Source organism: Bradyrhizobium sp. WYCCWR 12699 (assembly GCF_032144035.1).
In the GTDB taxonomy this organism is placed as follows: domain Bacteria; phylum Pseudomonadota; class Alphaproteobacteria; order Rhizobiales; family Xanthobacteraceae; genus Bradyrhizobium.
Genome location: NZ_JAVTJN010000001.1, coordinates 204096 through 226894, shown reverse-complemented (window position 1 = coordinate 226894; position 22799 = coordinate 204096). Strand labels below are relative to the sequence as shown.

Sequence of the window (22799 nt, the reverse complement as noted above, 5' to 3'; positions counted from 1 at the left end):
CGGATTACCGGCGCGCTTCCTTAAGGCGTTCGCTCCAGGCCGAGATCTGCGTCTCGATCACGGTCTGGTCCGCAACGACACGAACCTCGAGCGCCTCCGCCGTCTCGTACTCGATACCGATCCGCCTGGACGTTTCGAGCTGCGTCTTCACGAGGTCGAGCAGTTCGCTCGGACCGGTGACCTTGAACGCCGGCGCCGACGAGTTGCCGGTCAGCGCCGCAATCTGCTCGACCAACGATCCGATCGCCTTGTCGCGGACCGCGTCGGCGAGGAACGGCAGCAAGATCCGCGCGACGGAGCTCGCGATGTTGGTCTCGATCTCCCGGCAGGCCGCCTCGAAGCCGCCGACGATGGCGACCGCCTGCTGGTCGGACCATTTGGCGCGCTCCTCGCCGAGCCGGATCGCGCTGCGGACGCGCTCTTCGGCGAGCTTGGCGTCGCCTTCCGCAACCCCGGCCGCAAGACCGCGGCGGTAGGCGTCGTCCAGCAGATTGGTAGGGGGAGCCTCGGCCTTCGGCGCCGGAGGCGGCGAGTGTGGCAACGGCTGCGGCTGAGCCTGAAGTTGCGGCTGAGGTTCGCGCACCACCTCCTTCGGCCGGGTCAGCAGGTCCTGGACCCTGGGCGGCGGAGCCGGTGGTGACTTGGCCCGGCCGTTCGCGTCGAACTGCGTCAGGAACTTTCCGATTGCCGCGTTCATGCCGCCTCCTCGCGTCGCATCCAGTCTTTAAGGATCGCTGCCGCCTGCGCCTGATCGAGCCGAACGATCTGCTCCAGCCGCTTCTGCGGCGTACGCTGCATCTTGCCTTCGAGGTCCTCGACAAGGTTGAGCTCGGAGTCCTGACTTTCGGCCAGCGCGAGGGCGGCAGACGCTTCGAGCTCGGCGGCCTCGGCCGCCTCCACCTGCTCCTGCTCGGCGCGATGGGTCAGGATGCCGTTGACCGCCGGCCGCAATCCGAACCAGACCAGCATCGACGCAACGGCCAGGATCGTCACCGCGTTGATGACGCTGCCAAGCTGCTTGTTGATCATCTCGACGAAGCTGATCGGAGGCACCGGCGCCAGTTCGCGCGAGCCCTCGATGAAGTCGACGGCCGTCACCTGGATCTGGTCGCCGCGCGTCTTGTCCAGTCCGCCAGCCGTCGCCGCGAGCTGGCTGATCTCGGCGAGCTTGCTGTCGACGATGGCCTGGTTGGTCTTGTCGCCGAGATCGGCGACCAGCCGCGCGCGGTTGACAAGGACGGCGATGAACAGCTTCTTCACGGCGTAGCCGTCGCTCACCGTCGTCGTGGTCTTGGACGAGACTTCGAAATTGGTGACGTCCTCGCGGCGGGTCTTGTCCTCGCTGGAGTTCTTGCCGCCGCCGGCGTTCACCTGCTGATCGGGAAGGTTCTGCTGCACCGTCGTCGGGGTCGAACGGTCGGCGTTCTGCGACGATTCCTTCTCGCGCACGTTGCGCACCGAACGCTCGGCGCGACTCTCGGGATCGTAGACGGTCTCGTTGATCTGCTTCTTGTCGGTGGAGAGCTGCGGGGCGACGCTGACCTCGAAATTGTCGAGGCCGAGATACGGCGTCAGCGCCTTGCGGATGTTCTCCTGCACCATGCCGCCGACCGTCTTCTGCAGGCTCGCCATTTTGGTCGGGGCGGCGCTCGCCTCGTCCTCCTCGGCGAGCAGCATCGAGCCGTCGGCATCCAGCACCGTCACCTTGTCGCGGCTCATGCCGGGAATCGCGGCGGCGACGAGATGACGGATCGACTGCGCCGTGCGCGCCTCGATCGCGCCGTCGGTGCGCAGCACGACCGAGGCCGAAGGCGGCTGCTGCGTCGCGCGGAACGAACCGCGGACCGGCATCACGATATGCACCCGCGCCGCCTTGACGCCCTTCATCAGCTGCACCGTGCGCGCGATCTCGCCTTCCAGCGCCCGGAGCTTGGTGACCTCCTGCATGAACGAGGTGAGGCCGAGCGAGCCGATCTTGTCGAACAGCTCGTAGCCGGAATTGGCGCTGGTCGGCAGCCCCTTCTCGGCCAGCAGCATCCGCGCCTGCATGGTCTGGCTCGGGCGCACCGAGAGCGCGTCGCCGGCCGTATTGACGTCGAACGTGATGTTCTGCTCGCGCAGCGCCGCGCCCATGCGCGTCACGTCCTCGCGGGTGAGGCCGGTATAGAGCGTTTCGAACTCGGGACGGCTGAGATAATACGCGCCGCCGACGACGGTGACGAGAACGGCAAAGCCGATCAATCCCAAGGCCATCAGGCGTCGCGGCCCAAGCTCCAGCAGATTATTGAGCAGTTGCTGTATCTGCGCACGACTGAGCATATGACCTCGTACCAATGCGAACGGTGAGGACACTCCGCTGCCAACCTTGTCTGAAGGTTGCGCGAGGACAGCATTGTGTCAGTTCGCAGGCACGGCGTTGCAATTTTACAAGAAACCTGGAGACGCCGGCTTTCCGGAAGCGCGCGAACGCTCCGGGCGCATCATCGTGCGATCGGTTGCGGCGGGCCGTATGAGATCTGGCATCGGGGTCGATTGCAGGCACGTCATGTGCCGCCGCATCCGCCGGTCACGGCGGGGACCGTGCTCCCCTTAGGGAGCACGGCCGTTTTCGGAAGCGCCGCTTAGCCGCGGAACAGCGACAGGATGCTCTGGCTGTTCTGGTTGGCGATCGAGAGCGCCTGAACGCCGAGCTGCTGCTGGGTCTGCAGCGCCTGGAGGCGGGTCGATTCCGCGTTCATGTCGGCGTCGACGAGCTGGCCGATACCACGATCCACCGAGTCCATCAGCGACTTCACGAATTCCGTGTTGTTCGAGATGCGGTTCTTGATGGCACCGAGGTTGGCGGCCGACTGGCTGACCGTGTTGATCGCGGTGGTGACCTGCGCGATGTAGCCGTCGAGGATGGTCTGGTCGGCTGCCGAGTCGGTCAGCGAACCGATGCCGATGGTGTTGACCGACGCGCTGCCGGTCACCGTGTCGAGGATGCCGCTCGTGGACGCCGTGTAGAGCGAGTAGTTGGCAACCGTCACCGTGATGGTGTTGATCGTCGGCGTGCCGCCGACGCGCGAGAACGACGACACCAGGTTGACCGTCGTGGGGGTGGATGCGTTGGTGCTGAGCCAATTGACGCCGTTGAAGGTCGCCGCGTTGGCGACGTTCTTCATGTCCTGCTGGATCTGGGTGATTTCAGCCTGGATCTTGGTGCGGTCGATGCCGGCGGTCTTGGCTTCGACCAGCAGCGCCTGCAGCTTGGTCAGGCCGGAGTTCTGGTCGCCGATGACCTTGTTCAGAGCGGTGTACTCGGTGTCGACGGTCGCGGCCGACAGACCGAGCGAGTCGGAGACGGCAGAGAGCGCGGCGTTGTCGGCGCGCATCGAGGTCGCGATCGACCAATAGGCCGAGTTGTCCGAAGCGGTCGAGACGCGCTGACCGGTGGAGATGCGGTTTTCGGTGGTCTGCAGGCTGGCGCTGACATTCCGGAGGGTCTGGAGCGCAGTCATTGCGGCGGAGTTGGTAAGCAGGCTGGAAGCCATCTTTGATGTCCCTTTGAAAACAGATTGAATGGGGACATACCGGGCTTGCACCGGTACGACAGGGCGGCATCATGCCTTTGGGTCTGCGGAAATGCGCATGAACCCAACCCGTCGTAACGGCCAGACTAGCCAGCGAAGCTTGTGCGGGGCTTGTGGCGCTGTGATCCTGCGGCAACAGCGCAGCCGAAATCGCGGCGCACGGCGCCGCGTCAAACGAAAGGGCCGCGCTTCGCGAGAAGCGCGGCCCTCCCGGACTATCTAAGACTTAGCGGAACAGCGACAGGATGCTCTGGCTGTTGTTGTTGGCGATCGAGAGCGCCTGAACGCCGAGCTGCTGCTGGACCTGGAGAGCCGCCAGACGGGTGGACTCCTGGTTCATGTCGGCGTCGACGAGCTGGCCGATACCGCGATCAACCGAGTCCATCAGCGACTTCACGAACTCCGAGTTGTTCGAGATGCGGTTCTTGATGGCGCCGAGGTTGGCAGCGCCCGAGGACACCGTGCCGATCGCCGCGGTGACCTGCGCGATGTAGCCATCGAGAATCGTCTGGTCAGCGGCCGAGTCGGTCAGCGCACCGATGTTGAGGGTGTTGACCGACGCGCTGCCGCTCACCGTGTCGAGGATGCCGCTCGTGCTCGCGGTGTAGAGCGAGTAGTTGGCGACGGTCACGGTGATCGAGCTGGTGGTCGGCGTGGAGCCGACGCGCGAGAACGACGACACCAGGTTGACGGTGGTCGGCGTGGAGGCATTTGTGCTCAGCCAGTTGACGCCGTTGAAGGTCGCCGCGCTGGCGACGTTCTTCATGTCCTGCTGGATCTGGGTGATTTCCGACTGGATCTTGCTGCGGTCGATACCGGCGGTCTTTGCTTCGACCAGCAGCGACTGGAGCTTGGTCAGGCCGGAGTTGCTGTCGCCGAGCACCTTGTTCAGAGCGGTGTACTCGGTGTCGACGGTCGCGGCCGACAGACCGAGCGAGTCGGAGACGGCGGAGAGCGCGGCGTTGTCGGCGCGCATCGATGTCGCGATCGACCAGTAGGCGGCGTTGTCCGCGGCCGTGGCCACGCGCTGACCGGTGGAGATCCGGCTCTGCGTGGTGGAGAGTTGCGAGCTGACAGACCGCAGGGTCTGGAGCGCGGTCATGGCGGACGAGTTCGTGAGCAGGCTTGACATTGCGAATGTCCCTTTATGTACGCGTTACATTTTCATCAGGGGACATACCGGACTTGCACCGGTACGGAGGGGCGGCATCATGCCTTTGGACTGCTGTGGGTGGGGTCCAACCCGCCGTGACGCATTGCTAGCACGCGAAATCTTGCCTGCGGATTAAGATCGGCTTGAATTCTTCAGCAATATCAGATGGTTAATATTACCCACCGCTAACCATAACGCGGTACTTTCCGCTAACCATGACGGGGCGCCACGCGGCCACCGCCCCTTACGAGAACGAGCGCACCAGCCCGGAGGCGAGCAGGTTCCAGCCGTCGATCAACACGAAGAACAGCATCTTGAACGGCAGCGCGAGGATCGTCGGCGGCATCATCATCATGCCCATCGACATGGTCAGCGTCGCCACGATCATGTCGATCACGAGGAACGGCAGGATGATGAGGAATCCGATTTCGAACGAACGCCTCAGCTCCGAGATCATGAAGGCCGGGATGATGACGCGCAGATCGACCCGCTTGTCGTCGAACTTCTTGCGGAAGCTCTCCGCGGCGAGCGACTCGAAGGTCTGCAGATCCTTGTCCCGGACGTGGGCCAGCATGAACTCGCGGAACGGATCCGTGATCTTCAGATAGGCCTGCTCTTCCGAGATCTCGTTCTTCATCAGCGGCTGGACGCCGGTCTCCCAGGCGCGGTCGAAGGTCGGCGCCATCACGTAGAAGGTCATGAACAGCGCGAGGCTGATCATGACCAGATTGGCCGGCGTGGTCTGCAGGCCGAGCCCCGCGCGCAGGAACGACAGCGCCACCGCAAATCGCGTGAAGCTCGTCACCATGATGAGCAGTCCCGGCGCCACCGACAGCACCGTGATCAGGGCCATCAGCTGGATGATCCGGCCGCTGGTCGAGCCGTTTCCGGGCGGCAGCAGCGAGTTGAGGTCCGGAATCTGGGCGAACGCCACTTCGGGCAGCACGACCATGATCAAGGCGAGCAGCAGGACTTTCACTCTCACTGGATCACCAACGTCTCAATGATCAATTCGCGGACCTTGCCCGACGAGCGGATGGCGGCGCGCTCGGTCAGGTCGTCGCGCAGATGCTGAAGCCCGCGCGATCCCTCGAACTGCGCCACCGAGGCGGACCGCAAGTAGGTGACGATGTCTTCGCTGATGTGGGCGGCCAGGATGCCGGCGTCCTCGTCGCTCATGCTCTCGGTCACCATGGAGGCCTCGATGCGAGCCCAATTATTGGCCGGCGCGGCCAAGTTGGTCACGATCGGCGACAATTTCCGCAAGCGCGCGCTGCCGGCGTAGCTCGACGCCAGCGGCGGCGGGGTCGCGCCCTTCTTCGCGTCGGCGACGCGCTCGGCGGTCGCAAACAAATGCAGGCCGGCCAGCGCTCCCGCGCCGATCGCGACCAGGGTCAGCACCACGATAACCGCGATCAGGCGCATGACGTCCCCTGCCCTCGCGACACGGCCAGGCCGGCGCGAACTTCAGAATGGTGCCACGGCGTCATAGATCCGGTGTCCCCATCCAGGCTGCTGCACGTCCGAGAGATTTCCGCGACCGCCGTAGGACACGCGGGCCTCGGCGATCTTTTCATAGGAGATCGTGTTGGTGCGCGATATGTCGCGCGGACGCACGATGCCGCCGACATTGAGCACGCGCATCTCCGTGTTGACGCGAAACTCCTGCGAGCCGCTGATCATCATATTGCCGTTCGGCAACACGTCGGTGACGATGGCGGCGATCGAGAGCTTGATGTCCTCGGTACGGTCGATCTGGCCGTTACCCTTGATCTGGGTGTTGGTGTTGAGATTGGCGCTTGTCGAGCCCTTGTCCTGCCATCCCGCGACGTCCATCAGCCAGTCGAGCCCGAACTTGACCTGCGAATCGCGCGAGCGGCCGGTCTTGTTGTCGAGCTTGGCCTTGTCCTGCATCGAGATGATCACCGTCACGACGTCGCCGGTGCGCCGGGCGCGGGGATCGCGGTAGAGATCGGTGCCGTCGTCCCAGGTCGAGCGATAGCTGACGGGCGTGCGCATGCGCGGCGTCACCGGGATCGGATCGGCCTGGGTCCGGAGGCCGCTGCCGACCGGGGACATCTGCGGGCCGTTCAGGACCTCGGACGGATCATGCAAGCATCCGGCCAGGAGCACGGACGCCAGGATCAGCGGGAGGATGCGGATCGGCTTCTTCATCTATTTGGTCTTTCCGTCGTCCACGCGACGCATTCCGCCCAAGAGGTCAGCGAGGTGCGCCGCGCGCGCCGTCTCCATCTCGTTGAAGATCGCGCTCGAGCTCCTCGGACTGAGCTTGGCGAGCACGGCGGCGGCGGTCTCGTCCGCCATGCCGGCAATCTGGGTCGCCGCGGCGTCGGGCTTCATGCGCGAATAGATCTCGACGACGCTCGCTTCGGCCTTCTTCAGGAAGTCGTCACGCAGCGCCATCCACTTTTCATATTCGGCGCGCTTGGCCTCGACCTCGGCGATCCGCTCGCGCAGCAGGCTCTCGGCTTTCTCCAGCTCCTTGAGCTGCCAAGCCAGCCTCGCATCGACGGCGGGATCGGCAACGTTGCTGCAGAACAGGGCGACTTCGTTGTCCGCGGACGGCGCGGCCTGCGGCAGTGCGGGCTTCGGCGGGGCCGTGACACTGGCGGGCTTGGCCGGGCGTGCGGGCGTGGGTGCGGGCGCTGCCGCCGGCGCAGGCGTCTCGGGCACCGCACCGGTGGTTGAAGGTCCCGAATCCTCGGCCGCCCATGCGGTCGCCCGCATCGACGCATTGTCGCCCGGCACCGCCGTGACCGGCTGCGGCTTCTGCGGTCCGGGCGCGCGGGCGCGCGCGAAGGAAAGCAGGTTGAGTGGCTTCGAAGGCTTGGCCTCGTCCAGGGCGAGCACCGGCGAGATGCTCGCGAGCATCGATGCCACGATCAAGAGGAGTTTGGCTTTGTGATCCAGCGTCAGCATCGGGCCGCGTGCGATTCTCGCTTCAGACCTGAGCATTGAGCGACCAAGCTTGCACGACGCTTATGCATCATTGCACGATGACGTCGGCCTGGAGCGCGCCGGCGGTCTTGATCGCCTGAAGGATCGCGATGATGCCGGATGGTTTCAGGCCGATCTGGTTCAGCCCGCGCACCAGGCGCTGCAGATCGACCCCACTGAGGATCGCCACCTGCGATCCCGCCTCGTTGGCCTCGACCACGGTCTGCGGGACGACCACCGTCTGGCCCCGCGAGAACGGCGCCGGCTGCGACACCACGGGCATCTCCGTGACACGGACCGTCAGATTGCCGTGCGTCACGGCAACGGTCGATATTCGCACGTCGCGCCCGATCACCACCGTGCCGGTGCGCTCGTTGATCACCACCCGTGCCGGCGTGTCCGGCTCGACCGTCAGCTCACCGATCTCGGCAAGGAACCGGACCGGGCCGATGTGGCGCGGCTTCGACAGCACGATGGTACGGTAGTCACGCTCGAAGGCGATCTGCGCGCGGTAGCGTCCGCCGGCGAAGCGGTTGATGGCGTCGAGGATGCGCGTTGCGGTGACGAAGTCAGGGTTCTTCAGCTGCAGCACCAGGTACTCCATCTCGTGGAGACTTCCCTTCACCTCGCGCTCGACCAGCGCACCGTTCGGGATGCGTCCGGCGGTCGGGGTGCCCTGGCTGACGTTCTGCGCCTGGCCTCCGACGCTGTAGCCGGCGACCACGATCGCGCCCTGCGCCACCGCATAGACGGCGCCGTCCGCCGCGCGCAGCGACGTCATGACCAGCGTACCGCCGAGCAGCGACGTGGCATCGCCGAGCGAGGACACCGTGACGTCCATGCGCTCGCCGGGCCCGATCGAGGGCGTGAGGTCCGCAGTCACCATCACGGCCGCGACGTTGCGCGTGCGCAGCGTCGTCGGTCGGGGCGGATTGTTGGTGCTCGTGGTCTCGTTCCTGACATTGATGCCCATGTTTTCGAGCATCGATTGCAGGGACTGCTCGGTGAACGGAGCGTTGCGAAGCGTATCGCCGGTGCCATTGAGGCCGATGACGAGGCCATAGCCGACGATCTGGTTTTCGCGCAGACCCTTGATGTCCGCGATGTCCTTGATGCGGACGGCGGCATGAGCGCTGGCGGCGGAAAGCAGCAGGACGAGCGCAAGCAGGAGCCGGGTCATGAGCCGTCCGCGACCTTGACGGTACCGTCCGGCTGGACGACGCCTTTGATGATCACGCCGGTATCGGTATTGCGCACCGGAATGAGCGCGCCCGCCGCGCCCGACTGCATCGCCGAGCCGTAGGTGACGATGGACAGTCCGCTGTCCTCCACCACCACCTTGACCATGGCGCCGCGCGCGACGGTCCAGGGATCTTCCACCGCATTGCTGGGAATGGGCTGGCCCGGCAGCAGCGCACGCCGCGCCATCCGGCCGACCAGGACCTGGCGCCCCTCGATGAACATGGCAACGCCGAGCAGGCCCGATGCGAAGGCGCGCTCGGTGATCATGTCGTCGCGAATCAGCTCGCCGGCGCGGATCGCAACCGCCGGCACGGGAAGCCGCTTCTCCTCGGCCATGGCGAGGCGACCCGAGGCCAGAATCAGCAGCACGGCGGCCAACCCGCGCATGATCAGGCCCACCCTGTTCACCATCGCAACACCGGAACTAGCGCATGCCCTTCGAAACCGTTTGGGCCATTTCATCCGAGGCCTGGATGACCTTGGCGTTCATTTCGTAGGCGCGCTGCGCCGAGATCAACTCGGTGATTTCCTTGACCGGATCGACGTTCGAAGCTTCGAGATATTTCTGGTTGATCTTGCCGTATCCGGAATCGCCGGGAAGACCGACGACCGGCGTGCCCGACGCCGTGGTCTCCTTGTAGAGATTGCCGCCGAGCGGCTCGAGGCCGGCTTCGTTGGCGAAGTTGGCGAGGTTGAGCTGGCCGATCTGCCGCGGGTTCACTTCCGTGTCGAGCTTGGCAAACACCTGCCCGGTGGCGTTGACCGTGACCTCGACGGTTCCCTGCGGCACCGTGATCGCGGGGTCCAGGAGGTAGCCGTCGATCGTGACGAGCTGGCCGTTGGCATTTGTATTGAACGAGCCCGCGCGGGTGTACTGCACCTCGTTGTTGGGACCGAGCACCTGAAACCAGCCGCGGCCGTTGATCGCCATGTCGTAGGGATTTCCGGTCTGCGTCAGCGCGCCCTGGATGTGGAGCTTGCGGATCGCCGCCGACTTGACCCCGAGGCCGAGATTGGCGCCTTCCGGAATCGGCGAGGAGCCGTTGACGTTGGCCACGCCCTGCATGCGGTCCATCTGGTAGAACAAATCGGTGAATTCCGCCCGCGCCCGCTTGTACGACGTCGAGTTGATGTTGGCGATGTTGTTCGCGATGACTTCGATGTTGGTCTGCTGGGCATTCATGCCCGTGGCCGCAATGGCGAGCGATTTCACTTGAACCTACTCCTTCAGATCAAATCGACATCCGGACGACTTCTTGATAGGCCTGCACGACCTTGTCGCGAACCGCGACCGCCGTCTGCAGGGCCTGCTCCGCCGACATCAGCGCCTCGACGACGCGCCGCGTCGATTCCTTGCCCTGCATCGCCGAGATCGACGCGGCTTCGCCCGCCTTCAGCGTCCCGATCGCATCGCTCGTCACCTGCTTCATCACAGACTCGAAGCCGACATCGTCCGTGGACTGGACTGCCGTCGTCGCCGCAGGCGAGATCGCCTGCGTCTCGGTCGCGCGCGACGCCGCCTGTCCTGCGGAGATCGCCGTGGATGAAATCGCCTCAAGCATTGTCAGCTCCTTAGGAGGTCGATGGTCATGCCGAGCATCGACCTGACCTGTTTCACGACCTGGAGATTGGCTTCATAGGACCGGTTGACTTCCCGCATGTCGGCCATCTCGATCATCATGTTGACGTTCGGCAGCTTGACGTAGCCGGCCTTGTCGGCGGCGGGATGCCCGGGATCGTACTCGACGCGGTACGGCGTGGTGTCGACGCCGATCTCCTTGACCTTCGCGAGCTGCGAGCCCGAGGCGCGGTCCATCGCGGCATCGAAGGTGATCGTCTTGCGCTGATAGGGATCAGCGCCGGCGGTGCGTCCCGTCGAGGTCGCGTTCGCGAGATTTTCCGAGACGATGCGCATGCGCGTCGATTGCGCTTCGAGCCCGGAGCTCGCGACCGTGAGGGAGGCGCTCAGTGAGTCCAGCATGTCAGTTCACCTCAGGCCTTCGCACCGGCCAGGACCATGCGGTGGAACGACCGCACGATCGCCGAGTTCATCGAATAGTCGCGGTTGACGTCGCTGCCCTTGATCATTTCCTGCTCGAGGCTGACGGAGTTGCCGGAATGGACCACTTCCCAGCTGTCCTTCTTCGCGGTTGCGCGCGTGTCGGTCTCGGCCGCGGACAATTGCAGGTGCGAGGGCGACGTCGTGGCGAGCCTCACCGGCATGCCGTCGAGCACCTTGTTGAAGGGCTCGACGTCGCGCGCGCGAAAGCCCGGCGTGTTGGCGTTGGCGACGTTGGTGGCGATGGTCGACTGGCGAAGCTCGAGGTAGCGCGCCTGCGACGATGCGAGTTCGAAGAGATAAAGCGGTCCCACGACAGCCCCGTTCTGGTCCATTCGAGAGGAGCCTAGGGCGTTAAGCTTTCGTCAAGCTGTTGGGCCGGACGTCGTCCTCGGAATTCTACTGGACCTTCTCGGTGCGCGGCGTCTGCTTCGACTGCAGGAAGTAGATGATCTCGGCGACTGGGCGGAAGAACTCCGCCGGAATCACCTGATCGACCTGGACCGCCTCGTAGAGCGCGCGCGCCAGCGCCCTGTTCTCGATGACGGGAATCCGGTTCTGTTCGGCGACCTCGCGGATCTTCAGCGCGATCACGTCCATGCCCTTGGCCACCACGAGCGGCGCGGGATTTTCCTCGCGGTTGTAGCGAAGCGCGATCGCAAAATGCGTTGGATTCGCGATCACCAGGGTCGCTCGCGCGGCGGAGGCGATCATGCGCTGCCGCGAGCGGTCGCGCGCCAGCGAGCGCAGGCGGGCCTTGACCAGCGGATCGCCCTCGGCCTGCTTGTGCTCGTCCTTGATCTCCTGCTTGGTCATGCGCAGCTCGCGCCGCCAGTGGAAGCGCGCCCAGGCAAGGTCGATCGCGACCAGCACGATGGTCGCGATGCAGATCGCCGAGACGATCCGCATCGCGATGTTGAGGATCATCTCCGGCAGCGCGACCGGATCGGTGTACATCGCCTCGAACGCCTTCGCTTCCGACGAGCGCAGCACGAAGACGACCACGGAGGTCACTGCGGTCAGCTTGAACAGCGACTTGCCGAACTCGACGAGGCCACGCGTTCCGAACAGCCGGCTCCAGCCGCTGACCGGGGAGATGCGCGACAATTCCGGCTTGATGCGCTCCAGCACGAAGCGCGGCGCGTTCTGCAGCAGCGAGGCCGCGAGCCCGAACACCATGAGGATGACGACCAGCGGCACCAGGAAACGCAGCGCCTGCAGGCCGACCACGGTGAGCAGGTTCTGCGCGTCCGCGCCGGTTGCGAGCGGGAAGCCTTCGGGATCGTCCAGCAGGCTCGTCAAGGTCGGCGTCAATTGCTGCACGCCCTGACCGATCAGGAACGCCATGATGACCATCAGCGCGGCCATCGAGGCGAAAATGGAAGCCTCCCGAGAGACCGGGATCTTGCCCTGTTCGAGCGCATCACGGACTTTCTTCTCGGTCGGCTCTTCTGTCTTGCTCTCCTGATCGGATGATTCTGCCATGTCCGTTCAGCGGTCAGCGGAAGACCAGCTCATCCTCCTGCTCGGGGTTGAGCTCGATTTCGCCCTTCTCCGCGAGCTCGAGCGCGAGATCGGTGATCACGCGCCGCGCCTCCAGCACGTCGCGCTGGTTCGAGGGCTCGCCGATGGCGAGCTCGTGCTCGACGACACGACGGACGCGCGAGGCGACCGAGGACAGGATCAGCTCGCGGAAGTGCTTGTCGGTGCCCTTCAGCGCGATGACGATGCGATCGGTCGGCACCTGGTCGAAGATCATGGTGCGCGCCTTCGGCGTCAGGTTGGTCACGTCGTCGAAGGTGAACAGCAGCTCCTTCAGCACTTCCGCCGATTTCGGCCGCTTCTCCGACAGACTCTTGAGCATGTCCTCGATATGGCCGCGCTCCATCTTGTTGATGATGTCGGCGACGCGGGCATAGGTGTCGGCGCCGAGATTGCGGGCGAAATTGAGCGTCAGGTCTTCGTGCAGCGTCTTCTCGAGCACTTTCATCGCGTCGTCGACGATCGGCTTGAGGCTGAGCACGCGCCGCATCAGCTCGTTGCGCAGGCTCGACGGCAGCTGGCTCATCACCTTGGCGGCGCAAGACGGCTTGACCTTGGACAGGATCAGCGCCGCGGTCTGCGGATGCTCCTTGGAGAGATAGGTCGCAAGCGAATTTTCCGACACCGACGAGACGCGATCCCACACCGACCGGCTCGAATTGCCGAGCAGGTCCGACATGATCGCCGACACCTGGTCGGCGGGAAGCACGTCGCCGAGCACGGCCTCCAGACCGCCGAGGGTGCCGAGAATGTTCGCGCCCATCGAGAATTGCTGCGCGAACTCCTCGACGATGGATTCGAGCTCCTGCGCCGTGATCGGCCGCAATTCGGCCGCGGCCTTGGTGACGATGCGAATGTCCTGGGGCTCGAATTGCGCGAGCACGCTCGCGGCCGCCTGCCGGCCCATTGCCAGCAGGAGCGCCGCGACCTTTTCCGTTCCGCCCAGCGCGGCAACGCCTCGCTGCTTGATGGGAGCGATGCCGACCTGTGCCGCCATGGTCAGCTATCGCCCTGCCCCAGCGGACCGACAATCTCGGTGAGCGAGACGCCGAAGCGGGAATTGTCCTCTTCGACGACGACCACCTCGCCCCGGGCGACGATGCGGCCGTTGACCACGACGTCGACGGGCTCGCCGACCCTGTGGTCGAGCGGAACCACGGCACCTCGGCCGAGCTTCATCAGGTTCGCCACCGGAATGGTGGCCGATCCCAGCACCACCTGCATGGTGACGGGAATGCGCAGGATGGCGTCGACATTGGCGAACTTGCCGCTCTCCTCCGCGGTGCGCGCGGCGATTTCCGCGAGCCGCTCCAGCGGGGTCGTGTCGGTATGCCCCTCGTCGGCGGCCGGTGCTCGCGTGGCAGAGTCATAGTCGAAGGATTGCGCCATCTGGTATCGCCTCTTGGTAGTTCCGCTCCCGGAACGCCCCGGCGTTCCGCTCGTATTGGTTCTGTCGGCTTCGGCTTCAGTGCTTGTTCACTTCGGTGCCGCCCGTGGTCGCGGCCGGCGCAAGCCCGCTGCGTGCGTCGAGCGCCGCGATCGCCTCATGGGCCTGATCGATCTTGGTGCTCAGCACGTTGGCGAGGCGCCCGAGATTGGCGGTGGAATCATGCGCCGCGGTAATGACCGTGTCGAAGGCGCCCGCCGTCTCGTGGACGATGGTGGAGAATTCGCCCTGGTAGCTGCGCAAACGCGCCAGTTCGCGGTGCATCCGCGTCACCCGCATGCTGGTGAAGGCGAGCGCGATCAGCAGCACGGCATCAACGAGATAAGATATCATCGACGAACTCCCGTTTCTGATCCACGGGATCGGCCACCTGCATGGCGTAATAGCCGTCAAGCTGGCCGATCTGACACCAGAACAGCACCTGGTTGTTGCTTTCGAGACGGGCCAGCGTGCGCGGCGTGGCCTCCAGCTCCAGCACCTGCCCCACCTTGAACTTCACGACGTCCTCGAGCGAGATCATCTTCTCGTCTAGCACGGCGCTCAGCGTCACCTCGGTACGGTGGACCTCGCTCTCCATCTGCTCGCGCCAGCGCGGATCGGTCGTGCGGCCGTCGCTGGCGGTGACGGTTGCGAGCTTCTGACGCAGCGGATTGAGCGCGGAGTGCGGAATGATCAGGAACATCTGGCCGCCGCGGTAGAGCGCCTGCACCATCATGTTCGCGCAGATCGACATGTTGCTGGCGCGCCCGATCGCCAGCGATGCCATCGCCGTCTCGACCCGCTCGACACGGAAGGTGACGTTGGAGGTACCGGCGAAGGCGCCCTGCAGCGCCTTGGCGAACCGCTCGAACAAGGCCTGGACCAGCCGGATCTCGATGTTCGAGAACGTGCGCTCGACATCGAGCGGCGGTTCCGCACCGTCGGATCCGAACATCGCCTCGACCATCGTGAACACGAAATCGCGGTCCAGCATGATGATGACGCGCGAGTCCCACTGCTCGGCATAGAGCACCGCAGCGACCGCGTTGCCCTCGTAGTCCTTGATGATGTCGCCGAGAGGATCGTTGGTGATGCCGTTGACCGAGAAATAGCACGGCGTTCCCGCCATCGGCTGCAGGCTGTCGGTGCACGATGCCGCCATGCGATCGAAGATCACATTGAGCATCGGCATGCGTTCGATCGATATGCCGGCAGCGTCCAGCAGATAGTTCGGGAGCTGCTTCTTGTGATCGACGCCGACGTCGTCTTCCATCATCATGCGCGGGCGGCCTTGGGTTCGGGCTCGGTGACGACGGCCTTGGGACCTGCGATCGTCTCGTTCTCGACGACGTCGATCGAGGGCCGCTCGCCGCTCGCGATCATCTTGCGGCCGTGTTCGACGGCGATCTGCGGCATGGCGCCGTTCATGAACGCGAGCAGCGTCTGCTTGACGATGATGTAGGGGCGGCACTTCTTCTCGCGCGTCATCTTGATCTTGATCGCGAAGGGCGAAAGGACGCCGTAGGACAGGAAGATGCCGGCGAAGGTGCCGACCAGGGCCGCGCCGATGAAGCCGCCGAGCAGCTTCGGCGACTGGTCGAGCGCGCCCATCGCCTTGATGACGCCGAGCACGGCAGCGACGATGCCCAGCGCCGGCAGCGCCTCGGACACCGTCACCAGCGCATGATAGGGCGCCAGCTTGCTCTTCACGATGGTGTGGATCTCCTCGTCCATCAGCGCCTCGATCTCGTGCGTGCGCGCGTTGCCCATGATGATGAGGCGGACGTAGTCGCAGATGAACTGGAGCAGCGAGGGATCGCCGAGCACGCTCGGAAACGCCTTGAAGATCTCGGAGGACGCGGGATCGTCGATATGCGCCTCGACCTCGTTGCGGCCCTTGCCCCTGAGCTCGCGCATCAGGGCATGGAGCGCCCCGAGCAGATCAAGGTAATAGCGCTGGCCGGGCACCGCGCCGGTGATGGCCTGCATGCAGGCGACGCCGGTGTCCACGACCGTCTTCCACGGATTGGCCACGATGAAGGTGCCGACCGCGGTCCCCATGATGATCACGAATTCCCACGGCTGCATGAGCACGCCCAGGTGCCCGCCCATGGCGGCAAATCCACCGAGCAGCGCCGCTACCGTGATGAAAACCCCCACGAAACTGCCCAACGCGCCGCTCCATCGCCGATCCCATCGGGAATATCTAGTCGGCGAGCCTTGCGCGAAGCTGGCTTCCCGCACCGCCAGCCCCGCGCAAGCAATTGGCGGCACCTTGAGGCCGCGTCGCATCAGCGGCCAGAGAGGCGCGTGTCATGCTATCCACCATCGCGGACTACACCCGGCTGACCAAGGACATGGGCAAGTCGCTGACACAGGTCGCGACGCAGCCGGATGTCAGCCGCGAGACCGATTACTTCCTGAGCCATATCGGCAACGTGAAGACGATCGACGACTTCCTGAAGGACTATCGCCTCTATTCCTACGCCATGAAGGCCTATGGCCTTAGCGACATGACCTACGCCAAGGCGTTCATGCGCAAGGTGTTGACCGAGGGTGTCGCGAACAAGAACACCTTCGCCAACAAGCTGACCGACACCCGCTACCGCGAATTCGCCACGGCCTTCAATTTCGCCGCCCTCGGCAGCAACGCGACGAAGACCGTTCAGGCCACGACCGGAACGGCGACCCATTACGTCACGCAGACCATGGAGCAAAAGGCCGGCGACCAGAACGAGGGCCTGCGGCTGGCGCTCTATTTCACCCGCAAGGCGTCCACGGTCACGACTGCCTACCAGGTGCTCGCTGACAAGGCGTTGACGCAGGTGGTCCAGACCGCGCTCGGCCTGCCCTCGACCATCAGCGCAGCCAACATCGACGCCCAGGCCAAGATGATCACGAACAGGATCAACCTCGCCGATTTCAAGGACCCGGCCAAGGTCACCAAGTTCGTGCAGCGCTTCGCAGCGATGTGGGACGCGACCCAGGCCCAGAGCGACAATTCGACCAATCCCGCGCTGGTCCTGATCGGCGGCGTATCCTCGGCCAGCATGGACACCAACATGCTCGCGAAACTTCAGTCCATCCGGTTCGGAAAGTAGCCCATGCAATCGGCTCTCTATGTGGGATTGTCGGCGCAGGTCGCCCTCGAAAAGCGCCTCCAGACGATCGCCAACAACGTCGCCAACGTGAACACGGCGGCGTTCCGCACCGACGTGGTGAAATTCGAGACCGTGCTGTCCAAGGCGGGCCCGAACCCTGTCGCCTTCTCCTCGCCCGGCGACAACATCATCTCGCGCGAGATGGGCAACATCACCGAGAGCGGCAACCCGCTCGATGTCGCCGTGGTCGGACAGGGCTGGATCGCTTTCGCGGGCCCGAACGGCACGGTCTATACCCGTGACGGCCGCCTCCAGATCGCCCCCAACGGCGATCTTCAGACCGTGAGCGGTTTCCCCGTCGTCGATTCCGGTGGCGCCCAGATCACGCTCGACGCCAATGGCGGGCCGATCTCGATTGCGCGTAGCGGCGCGATCACCCAGGACAACAACGAGATCGGCACCATCGGCCTGTTCAACATCCCTTCTGACGCCAATCTCGAGCGCTACGGCAATTCCGGCGTGACGCCGGACCGGCCCGCGACCGCCATCGCCGATTTCTCGCGCGATGGCTTCAAGCAGGGTTATGTCGAGGGCTCCGGGGCCAATCCCATGATGGAATTGACCAAGCTGATCGCGGCCTCGCGCGCCTTCGACGGCACCAATTCGATGATCGAGGGCACCGAGGGCTCGCTTCAGAACGCCATTCGCACGCTGGGCGAACCCGGCAAGTAAAGCGCTTCGCGCGCATTGATTGAGGTTGGACGGTTTCCTTGAACGCTCTTCGGCAACTCGAGTGGGCGCTGCTGGAGCTTCAGCAGAGCACTCCCCTGGCAAGCGTCAGCGGCGCGATCTCCGAGATCGCGCCGACGCATTTCCGTGTCTCCGGCCTGTCGCGCTTCGTCAGGCTCGGCGAGCTCATCGGCGTCAATTCGGCCGGTAAGCCCCAGATCGGCGAGGTGGTGCGGATCGACAGCGAGGGCATCGTCGCCAAGCCGTTCGACCGGCACTTCGCCGGCGGCCTCGGCTCGGTCGCCTACCGGATGCCGCCTCTGTCCTTTGCGCCCGACCCGAGTTGGAAGGGCCGCGTCATCAACGCCCTCGGCGCGCCGCTCGACGGACAAGGCCCCCTCACCCCGGGCTCCCTTGCCGTCTCGGCCGAAGCCGACGCGCCCTCGGCCATGAAGCGCGCACGCGTGCACAAGCCGCTGCGCACCGGCGTGCGCGTGATCGACCTGTTCGCGCCGATCTGCGCCGGCCAGCGCGTCGGCATCTTTGCCGGCTCCGGCGTCGGCAAGTCGACGCTGCTGGCAATGCTCGCCCGCAGCCAGGGTTTCGACACCGTCGTGCTGGCCCTGGTCGGCGAGCGCGGCCGTGAGGTGCGCGAGTTCATCGAGGACGTGCTGGGCAACGATCGTCAGCGCGCCGTCACCATCGTGTCGACGGGAGACGAAAGCCCGATGATGCGGCGGCTGGCGCCGAAGACGGCCATGGCGGTCGCCGAATATTTCCGCGACCGCGGCGAATCGGTGCTGCTCATGGTCGATTCGATCACCCGTTTCGCTCATGCGGCTCGCGAGGTCGCGCTCGCCGCCGGAGAGCCCGCCGTCGCGCGCGGCTACGCACCGACGGTCTTCACCGATCTGCCGCGCCTCCTGGAGCGCGCCGGCCCCGGCGAGGAAGGTTCCGGCACCATCACCGGGATCTTCTCCGTGCTGGTCGATGGCGACGATCACAACGAGCCGATTGCCGACACCATCCGCAGCACGCTCGATGGACATATCGTGCTGTCCAGGCACATCGCCGATCAGGCGCGCCATCCGGCTGTCGACGTTCTGGCCTCGGTCTCCCGCCTCGCCCATAACGTATGGGATCCCGAGGAGCGCGAATTGGTGAGCAAGCTGCGCGCCATGATCGCCAAATACGAGGATACGCGCGACCTTCGCCTGATGGGCGGATACCAGGCAGGGCGTGATTCGGGCCTCGACCAGGCTGTCGACATGGTTCCGAAAATCTACGGCGCGATGCGGCAAGACGCTTCCGCTCCCCCGAGCGCCGATCCGTTCCGCGAGCTCCGGGACATGCTCAGGGGCGACTAGCAGCCGAGAAGCCGGGACCGCGTGCGACATGCGCGCTGCGCCGTTCCCGCGCGTTGTTTTCGACAGGAGATTGCGCATGCCGCCGCGCCGCCGGCGCATGCGCCCGAACAGCCGCCTCCGGTTTTCGTCGTGACGCCTCCGCCATTGGAGCGAGAGAGCAACGCGCGGCAGTGCCGGAAGCAATTGCATGGTCGGCTCTGCGCCTGCGGCGATCAACAACCGGCGCGTGCAATTCCTGTGAGTTCCCTCGATGATTCTCCGACACCACGCACAAGTTGTGGATGACGTTGCCTATACGCATCGTCGGCCTGCACAAGCTTCAATCAGTTTGCGCCCAAACACAGACATCGAGATGACATGCAATCAAGGTGTCGCAGCGCCGAGTGCATTTCATTCGCGGCACAACGTATTGCATTCACTATCATGTGTACTGACCGAGCGAGAATGTCTTGAACGTTACATTCGCACGCAACGACATCTGGGGCTCGCGAGGGTCTGTACTTGATTTTGTTGAGAAGCTCATTCATCGTTTCGACGGAATATAAGAAACGTCTGCGTGTGACTTGAACTCAGGGGCTTCGGTTGAACTATTCCGATCCATCGTCTGCTGGCGACGGCAAACCGGGCTCCCGTGCGACGACGCCGTTGGCATGCCAATGGCGCAGTGACTCGCTCCAGAACACGCGAGCCTTGCGGATCAGGATCGGGCGCGCTGCAATTCGTTCATTCGAAGCTGAGCTCGACACGACGTGCGCGCCGGACGGCTGCAATCGTTGGATGCCCTTCGAAGGATTCGCAGACTGTTGCGCAAAGCGGCTTCGGGACGCCGCAAATGATGTTCCGGGGACGAGGTAGATTCATGCCATTGGCGCGGGAAGCCGTCGAGCTGCTGGTTCAAGCGGCGAGGGCTTGGTATTTCGAAGGCAACCAGCATGGATTGCGCGATCGGGAATGGATGGCGCTGCGCTTTCTCGGCCGCGCCAACAGGTTTTCGCGCACGCCGTCTGCGCTTGCCGGCTTCATAGGCGCCACCAGAGCGACCGCATCGCAAATCGTGAAGACGCTGGAGAGCAAGTCCTTCCTGGTGAGGAAGCCGTCGCAGGAGGACAAGCGTTCCGTCGTCCTGCACGTCACCGCGCAGGGCGAGAAGTGCCTCAATCAGCACGACCCGATCAATCACGTGGTGAACGCCGTCAGGGCGCTCGGCAATGACGAATGCGTCAGGCTGCGCGACTCGCTCCGCGAAGTGCTCAATCACCTCGACGCAGCCCATCAACGGCTCGATGCCAGCGTTTGCCGTGACTGCATGTTTCTCGCCGAACGCGGCCCGGCGGCCTCCAAGGGACGCGCAAGCGCCGAGTTCATGTGCCGGCTGTATCGCGCTCCGATCTCGCTCGAGGAAACCGAACTGCTGTGCACCAGCTTCGAGCGCACCCGCGACCGCCCGAAGATCGAAGAGCATCTCGACCGCGCGCGGATGGCGAGTCAGGGCTGAGACGCGCGCAATTTCCGGGCAAGTCTTCGGATAAGGCTTTGCGGATCCTTTCGCAGCAGCGCCTGTTCCAGAATGCGCACGCGCTCTCCACATCGTCAATGTGAGGCGGCAGCTTGTCCTCCAAGTGCCGTGTCATTCCCGCGAAAGCGGTGAATCCAGGACGCCGCGGCTTCGCGGTCCAATCACGGCCGTCTCGGACTACTGGATCGCCCGGTCAAGCCGGGCGATGACATTGAGCGTGGGGCGACAGGCACCTTCGCGCAGCGACATCCGGGATGCTCGCGACCGAGTCCCGGGTATCGCTGCCCTCACCCAGGGCCACCGGCCGCCGAATCTCCCGCACCATCACGCACAAAAAAACACCCGGCGGTTTCCCGCCGGGTGCTCGTCGAAAGACTTCGACTGATCTTACCAGTTGCGCTGAGCGCGGAGCAGCAGGGTGACGCTGTCCTGATCCTTCAGCTCGTACAGGGCGGCCGGCTTGGCCGTCGTGCCGGCACCAGCGTAACCAACCGTGCCCGAGTACTTCTGGTCGAGGCGGGTCCAGTTCAGGTCGCCCGAGAACGTCAGGTTCTTGACCGGGGTCCAGCGGGTGATGATACCGATCTGGCCGACGGCGAAGTCAGGGTTACAACCCGTGACACCGGCGAGACCGCCGAACACGCCGCCCGCACCGCCAGCGCCGCAGAGCGCGGTCTTGGCAGTCGAGCCGTACTGCGCCTGAGCGTAGGCACCGTAGAGCGCGGTGTTCCAGTACGGATCCCAGTTATGGGTGAAAGCGCCGCGGAAGCCCCAGGTCTTCACAGTCTCCTGCTGGCCGCCCGTGACGAACACGGTGTCCGGAGCATAGGCGAAGCCGACGCTCTGGTAGGCAACGCCCGAGTTGCCGAACATCGAGTAGCTGCTGCCCGCCAGGTTCTGGAAGTTGTAGCGGGTCGCACCGTCGGTGTAGACGCCCGAAATGTTGAGCACGTCGCCCGCACCGGTCGGGATGTTCTTGATCGACAGAGCGAGCTGAACTGCCCAGCCCCACTTGTCGTCGGGGTGGCCAGTGGCTTCGTTGGCGCCGTAGTAGGCAACGTGGTTGTCATGAGCAGCAACCGACGCCTGGAACATGCCCCAGGCCTGGTCGACACGGACCATACCGACGAGGTTCGGCGAACGCGAACCGCCGATGGCGTTGGTGCCGTAGGTGCCGCCGATCATGCTGCCAGCGGTCGCGCCGGTCAGGTTGACGTTGCCGGCCTGATAGTAAGCCGTCGCGTCTTCAGCCGAGAACGCCGCCGTCACGCCCTGACCGAAGTCAGCAGTGTAGGTGAACTGGTTGACGCCGGTGACAGTGCCGGAACCGCCGACGAGGCTGTCGATGTTGTTGCCGGGATAGTTGGTCCAGGGCGCGTCGAACTGCGACACGGCCTTACCCATGGTGAAGCCGGCGAACTGGATGAAGGCGTAGTACACGCCGAGCGAACCGCCCGAGGTGTTGCCGTCGGTGCCGTTGATCGACGAACCAACGAGCGCCGGGGTGGCGCCGGAGGTGTTGAGGCCGAGGTTGCCGGTGTAGACAGTGCCGCCCGTCGCCGAGCCGGAGCCCTGATAGCCGCCGGTGGTCCAGGTGAACACGCCGTCGAAGAAGGTACGGACGACGCCGTACTCGGTCGCGGTGCGCGTGTCGATGTTGAGATCTTCACGAGCGCGCATCTGGTAGTAGTTGCTCAGGCGGTTGTGTGCACCGGCCGGAGAACCGTTCGAGATGCCGTAGTTGCTGTTGGTGTTGAACGCGACTTCGGCGCGCAGATAACCACCCAGCTTGATGCAGGTGTCGGTGCCCGGGATGTAGTAGAAACCGGCGCCGTACAGCGAGCAGATCTTCACGTATTCGACCGCCTTGGCCTTCACGGGAAGATCGGCTGCGAACGCCCCGGAGACGGCCATCAGGCCGGCAGCCGAGCCGAGAAAGAGCGACTTCGTCAACTTCATTTAGGTAAACCTCCAGGTCGATTCAGGGGGCTCGGCTTCCTCGGAGGACACCGCTTCACCCTCATAATTTCCGTCCAATTCAGATCCGCACTGAGGTCCGGACTGAAACGACAGTGAGGTGCCCCCCCTCCGTCGTGACTCACGTATAGTTTATAAAAACAACCGCCTCAATTTA

The 22799-nt window shown here is 64.5% G+C and carries 25 protein-coding genes; 4 read left to right on the top strand and 21 right to left on the bottom strand.

Annotated elements, in window-relative coordinates; translation table 11 throughout:
* Positions 1-4: 4 nt before the first annotated feature.
* The 20 genes from RPS27_RS01120 to motA form a co-directional block, all read right to left on the bottom strand.
* A complete protein-coding gene (locus RPS27_RS01120) occupies positions 5-697 on the bottom strand; it encodes a hypothetical protein (protein ID WP_212067302.1) in 693 nt (230 codons plus the stop codon).
* Positions 694-2319, bottom strand: coding sequence for a flagellar basal-body MS-ring/collar protein FliF (gene fliF, locus RPS27_RS01115; protein WP_212067303.1), 1626 nt, complete (start codon positions 2317-2319; stop codon positions 694-696). Before fliF ends, RPS27_RS01120 begins: the two co-directional genes overlap by 4 nt.
* 302 nt (positions 2320-2621) lie before the next feature.
* Positions 2622-3533, bottom strand: coding sequence for a flagellin (locus RPS27_RS01110; protein WP_194404175.1), 912 nt, complete (start codon positions 3531-3533; stop codon positions 2622-2624).
* A 265-nt stretch (positions 3534-3798) separates the two neighbouring features.
* Positions 3799-4704 carry a flagellin gene (locus tag RPS27_RS01105; RefSeq protein ID WP_194404176.1) on the bottom strand — a complete coding sequence of 302 codons (906 nt, stop codon included), beginning with the start codon at positions 4702-4704 and terminating at the stop codon, positions 3799-3801.
* Between the two features lie 265 nt (positions 4705-4969).
* Positions 4970-5710, bottom strand: coding sequence for a flagellar type III secretion system pore protein FliP (fliP, locus tag RPS27_RS01100; protein ID WP_212067304.1), 741 nt, complete (start codon positions 5708-5710; stop codon positions 4970-4972).
* The gene (locus tag RPS27_RS01095; protein WP_212067305.1) at positions 5707-6150 is read right to left on the bottom strand and encodes a flagellar basal body-associated FliL family protein; all 444 of its coding nucleotides are present in this window, start codon (positions 6148-6150) and stop codon (positions 5707-5709) included. Before RPS27_RS01095 ends, fliP begins: the two co-directional genes overlap by 4 nt.
* 42 nt (positions 6151-6192) lie before the next feature.
* Positions 6193-6888, bottom strand: a complete 696-nt coding sequence (flgH, locus tag RPS27_RS01090; protein WP_211416605.1) for a flagellar basal body L-ring protein FlgH — start codon at positions 6886-6888, stop codon at positions 6193-6195.
* Between the two features lie 12 nt (positions 6889-6900).
* Positions 6901-7665, bottom strand: coding sequence for a MotE family protein (locus tag RPS27_RS01085; protein ID WP_211416093.1), 765 nt, complete (start codon positions 7663-7665; stop codon positions 6901-6903).
* A gap of 67 nt (positions 7666-7732) precedes the next feature.
* Positions 7733-8863 (bottom strand): flagellar basal body P-ring protein FlgI, encoded by a 1131-nt coding sequence (gene flgI / locus RPS27_RS01080; RefSeq protein ID WP_211416092.1) that lies wholly within the window; start codon positions 8861-8863, stop codon positions 7733-7735.
* Entirely contained in the window at positions 8860-9312 is a 453-nt protein-coding gene (gene flgA / locus RPS27_RS01075) for a flagellar basal body P-ring formation chaperone FlgA (protein ID WP_249131890.1), read from the bottom strand. Before flgA ends, flgI begins: the two co-directional genes overlap by 4 nt.
* Before the next feature lie 37 nt (positions 9313-9349).
* Positions 9350-10138, bottom strand: coding sequence for a flagellar basal-body rod protein FlgG (gene flgG / locus RPS27_RS01070; protein WP_063201481.1), 789 nt, complete (start codon positions 10136-10138; stop codon positions 9350-9352).
* A gap of 19 nt (positions 10139-10157) precedes the next feature.
* The gene (locus RPS27_RS01065; protein ID WP_211416090.1) at positions 10158-10487 is read right to left on the bottom strand and encodes a flagellar hook-basal body complex protein FliE; all 330 of its coding nucleotides are present in this window, start codon (positions 10485-10487) and stop codon (positions 10158-10160) included.
* Positions 10488-10489: 2 nt separating this feature from the next.
* Positions 10490-10906 (bottom strand): flagellar basal body rod protein FlgC, encoded by a 417-nt coding sequence (flgC, locus tag RPS27_RS01060; protein WP_100174722.1) that lies wholly within the window; start codon positions 10904-10906, stop codon positions 10490-10492.
* Between the two features lie 11 nt (positions 10907-10917).
* Positions 10918-11319: a flagellar basal body rod protein FlgB gene (gene flgB, locus RPS27_RS01055; RefSeq protein WP_194404183.1), complete on the bottom strand. Its 402-nt coding sequence runs from the start codon at positions 11317-11319 to the stop codon at positions 10918-10920.
* A 64-nt stretch (positions 11320-11383) separates the two neighbouring features.
* On the bottom strand, positions 11384-12469 hold the full coding sequence (gene flhB, locus RPS27_RS01050) for a flagellar biosynthesis protein FlhB (RefSeq protein ID WP_211416089.1): 1086 nt from the start codon (positions 12467-12469) through the stop codon (positions 11384-11386).
* A 13-nt stretch (positions 12470-12482) separates the two neighbouring features.
* On the bottom strand, positions 12483-13523 hold the full coding sequence (locus RPS27_RS01045) for a flagellar motor switch protein FliG (protein WP_194404185.1): 1041 nt from the start codon (positions 13521-13523) through the stop codon (positions 12483-12485).
* Positions 13524-13525: 2 nt separating this feature from the next.
* A complete protein-coding gene (gene fliN, locus RPS27_RS01040; RefSeq protein ID WP_018318435.1) occupies positions 13526-13915 on the bottom strand; it encodes a flagellar motor switch protein FliN in 390 nt (129 codons plus the stop codon).
* A gap of 76 nt (positions 13916-13991) precedes the next feature.
* On the bottom strand, positions 13992-14306 hold the full coding sequence (locus tag RPS27_RS01035; protein ID WP_212067306.1) for a hypothetical protein: 315 nt from the start codon (positions 14304-14306) through the stop codon (positions 13992-13994).
* On the bottom strand, positions 14287-15228 hold the full coding sequence (locus tag RPS27_RS01030; RefSeq protein WP_211416604.1) for a flagellar motor switch protein FliM: 942 nt from the start codon (positions 15226-15228) through the stop codon (positions 14287-14289). The genes RPS27_RS01035 and RPS27_RS01030 overlap by 20 nt, the downstream gene beginning before the upstream one ends.
* Positions 15228-16124 (bottom strand): flagellar motor stator protein MotA, encoded by an 897-nt coding sequence (motA, locus tag RPS27_RS01025; RefSeq protein ID WP_211416087.1) that lies wholly within the window; start codon positions 16122-16124, stop codon positions 15228-15230. Before motA ends, RPS27_RS01030 begins: the two co-directional genes overlap by 1 nt.
* A gap of 143 nt (positions 16125-16267) precedes the next feature.
* Between motA and RPS27_RS01020 the strand changes: the two genes are divergently transcribed.
* The 4 genes from RPS27_RS01020 (at position 16268) to RPS27_RS01005 (ending at position 20644) form a co-directional block, all read left to right on the top strand.
* Positions 16268-17053 (top strand): DUF1217 domain-containing protein, encoded by a 786-nt coding sequence (locus RPS27_RS01020; RefSeq protein ID WP_194404188.1) that lies wholly within the window; start codon positions 16268-16270, stop codon positions 17051-17053.
* Positions 17054-17056: 3 nt separating this feature from the next.
* Positions 17057-17785 (top strand): flagellar basal-body rod protein FlgF, encoded by a 729-nt coding sequence (gene flgF, locus RPS27_RS01015; RefSeq protein WP_212067307.1) that lies wholly within the window; start codon positions 17057-17059, stop codon positions 17783-17785.
* A 38-nt stretch (positions 17786-17823) separates the two neighbouring features.
* Positions 17824-19149, top strand: coding sequence for a flagellar protein export ATPase FliI (fliI, locus tag RPS27_RS01010; protein ID WP_212067308.1), 1326 nt, complete (start codon positions 17824-17826; stop codon positions 19147-19149).
* 859 nt (positions 19150-20008) lie between these two features.
* On the top strand, positions 20009-20644 hold the full coding sequence (locus RPS27_RS01005; protein WP_194404191.1) for a MarR family winged helix-turn-helix transcriptional regulator: 636 nt from the start codon (positions 20009-20011) through the stop codon (positions 20642-20644).
* Between the two features lie 408 nt (positions 20645-21052).
* Here RPS27_RS01005 and RPS27_RS01000 read toward each other — a convergent pair whose 3' ends face one another.
* The gene (locus tag RPS27_RS01000) at positions 21053-22624 is read right to left on the bottom strand and encodes a porin (RefSeq protein WP_313753844.1); all 1572 of its coding nucleotides are present in this window, start codon (positions 22622-22624) and stop codon (positions 21053-21055) included.
* Positions 22625-22799 lie beyond the last annotated feature (175 nt).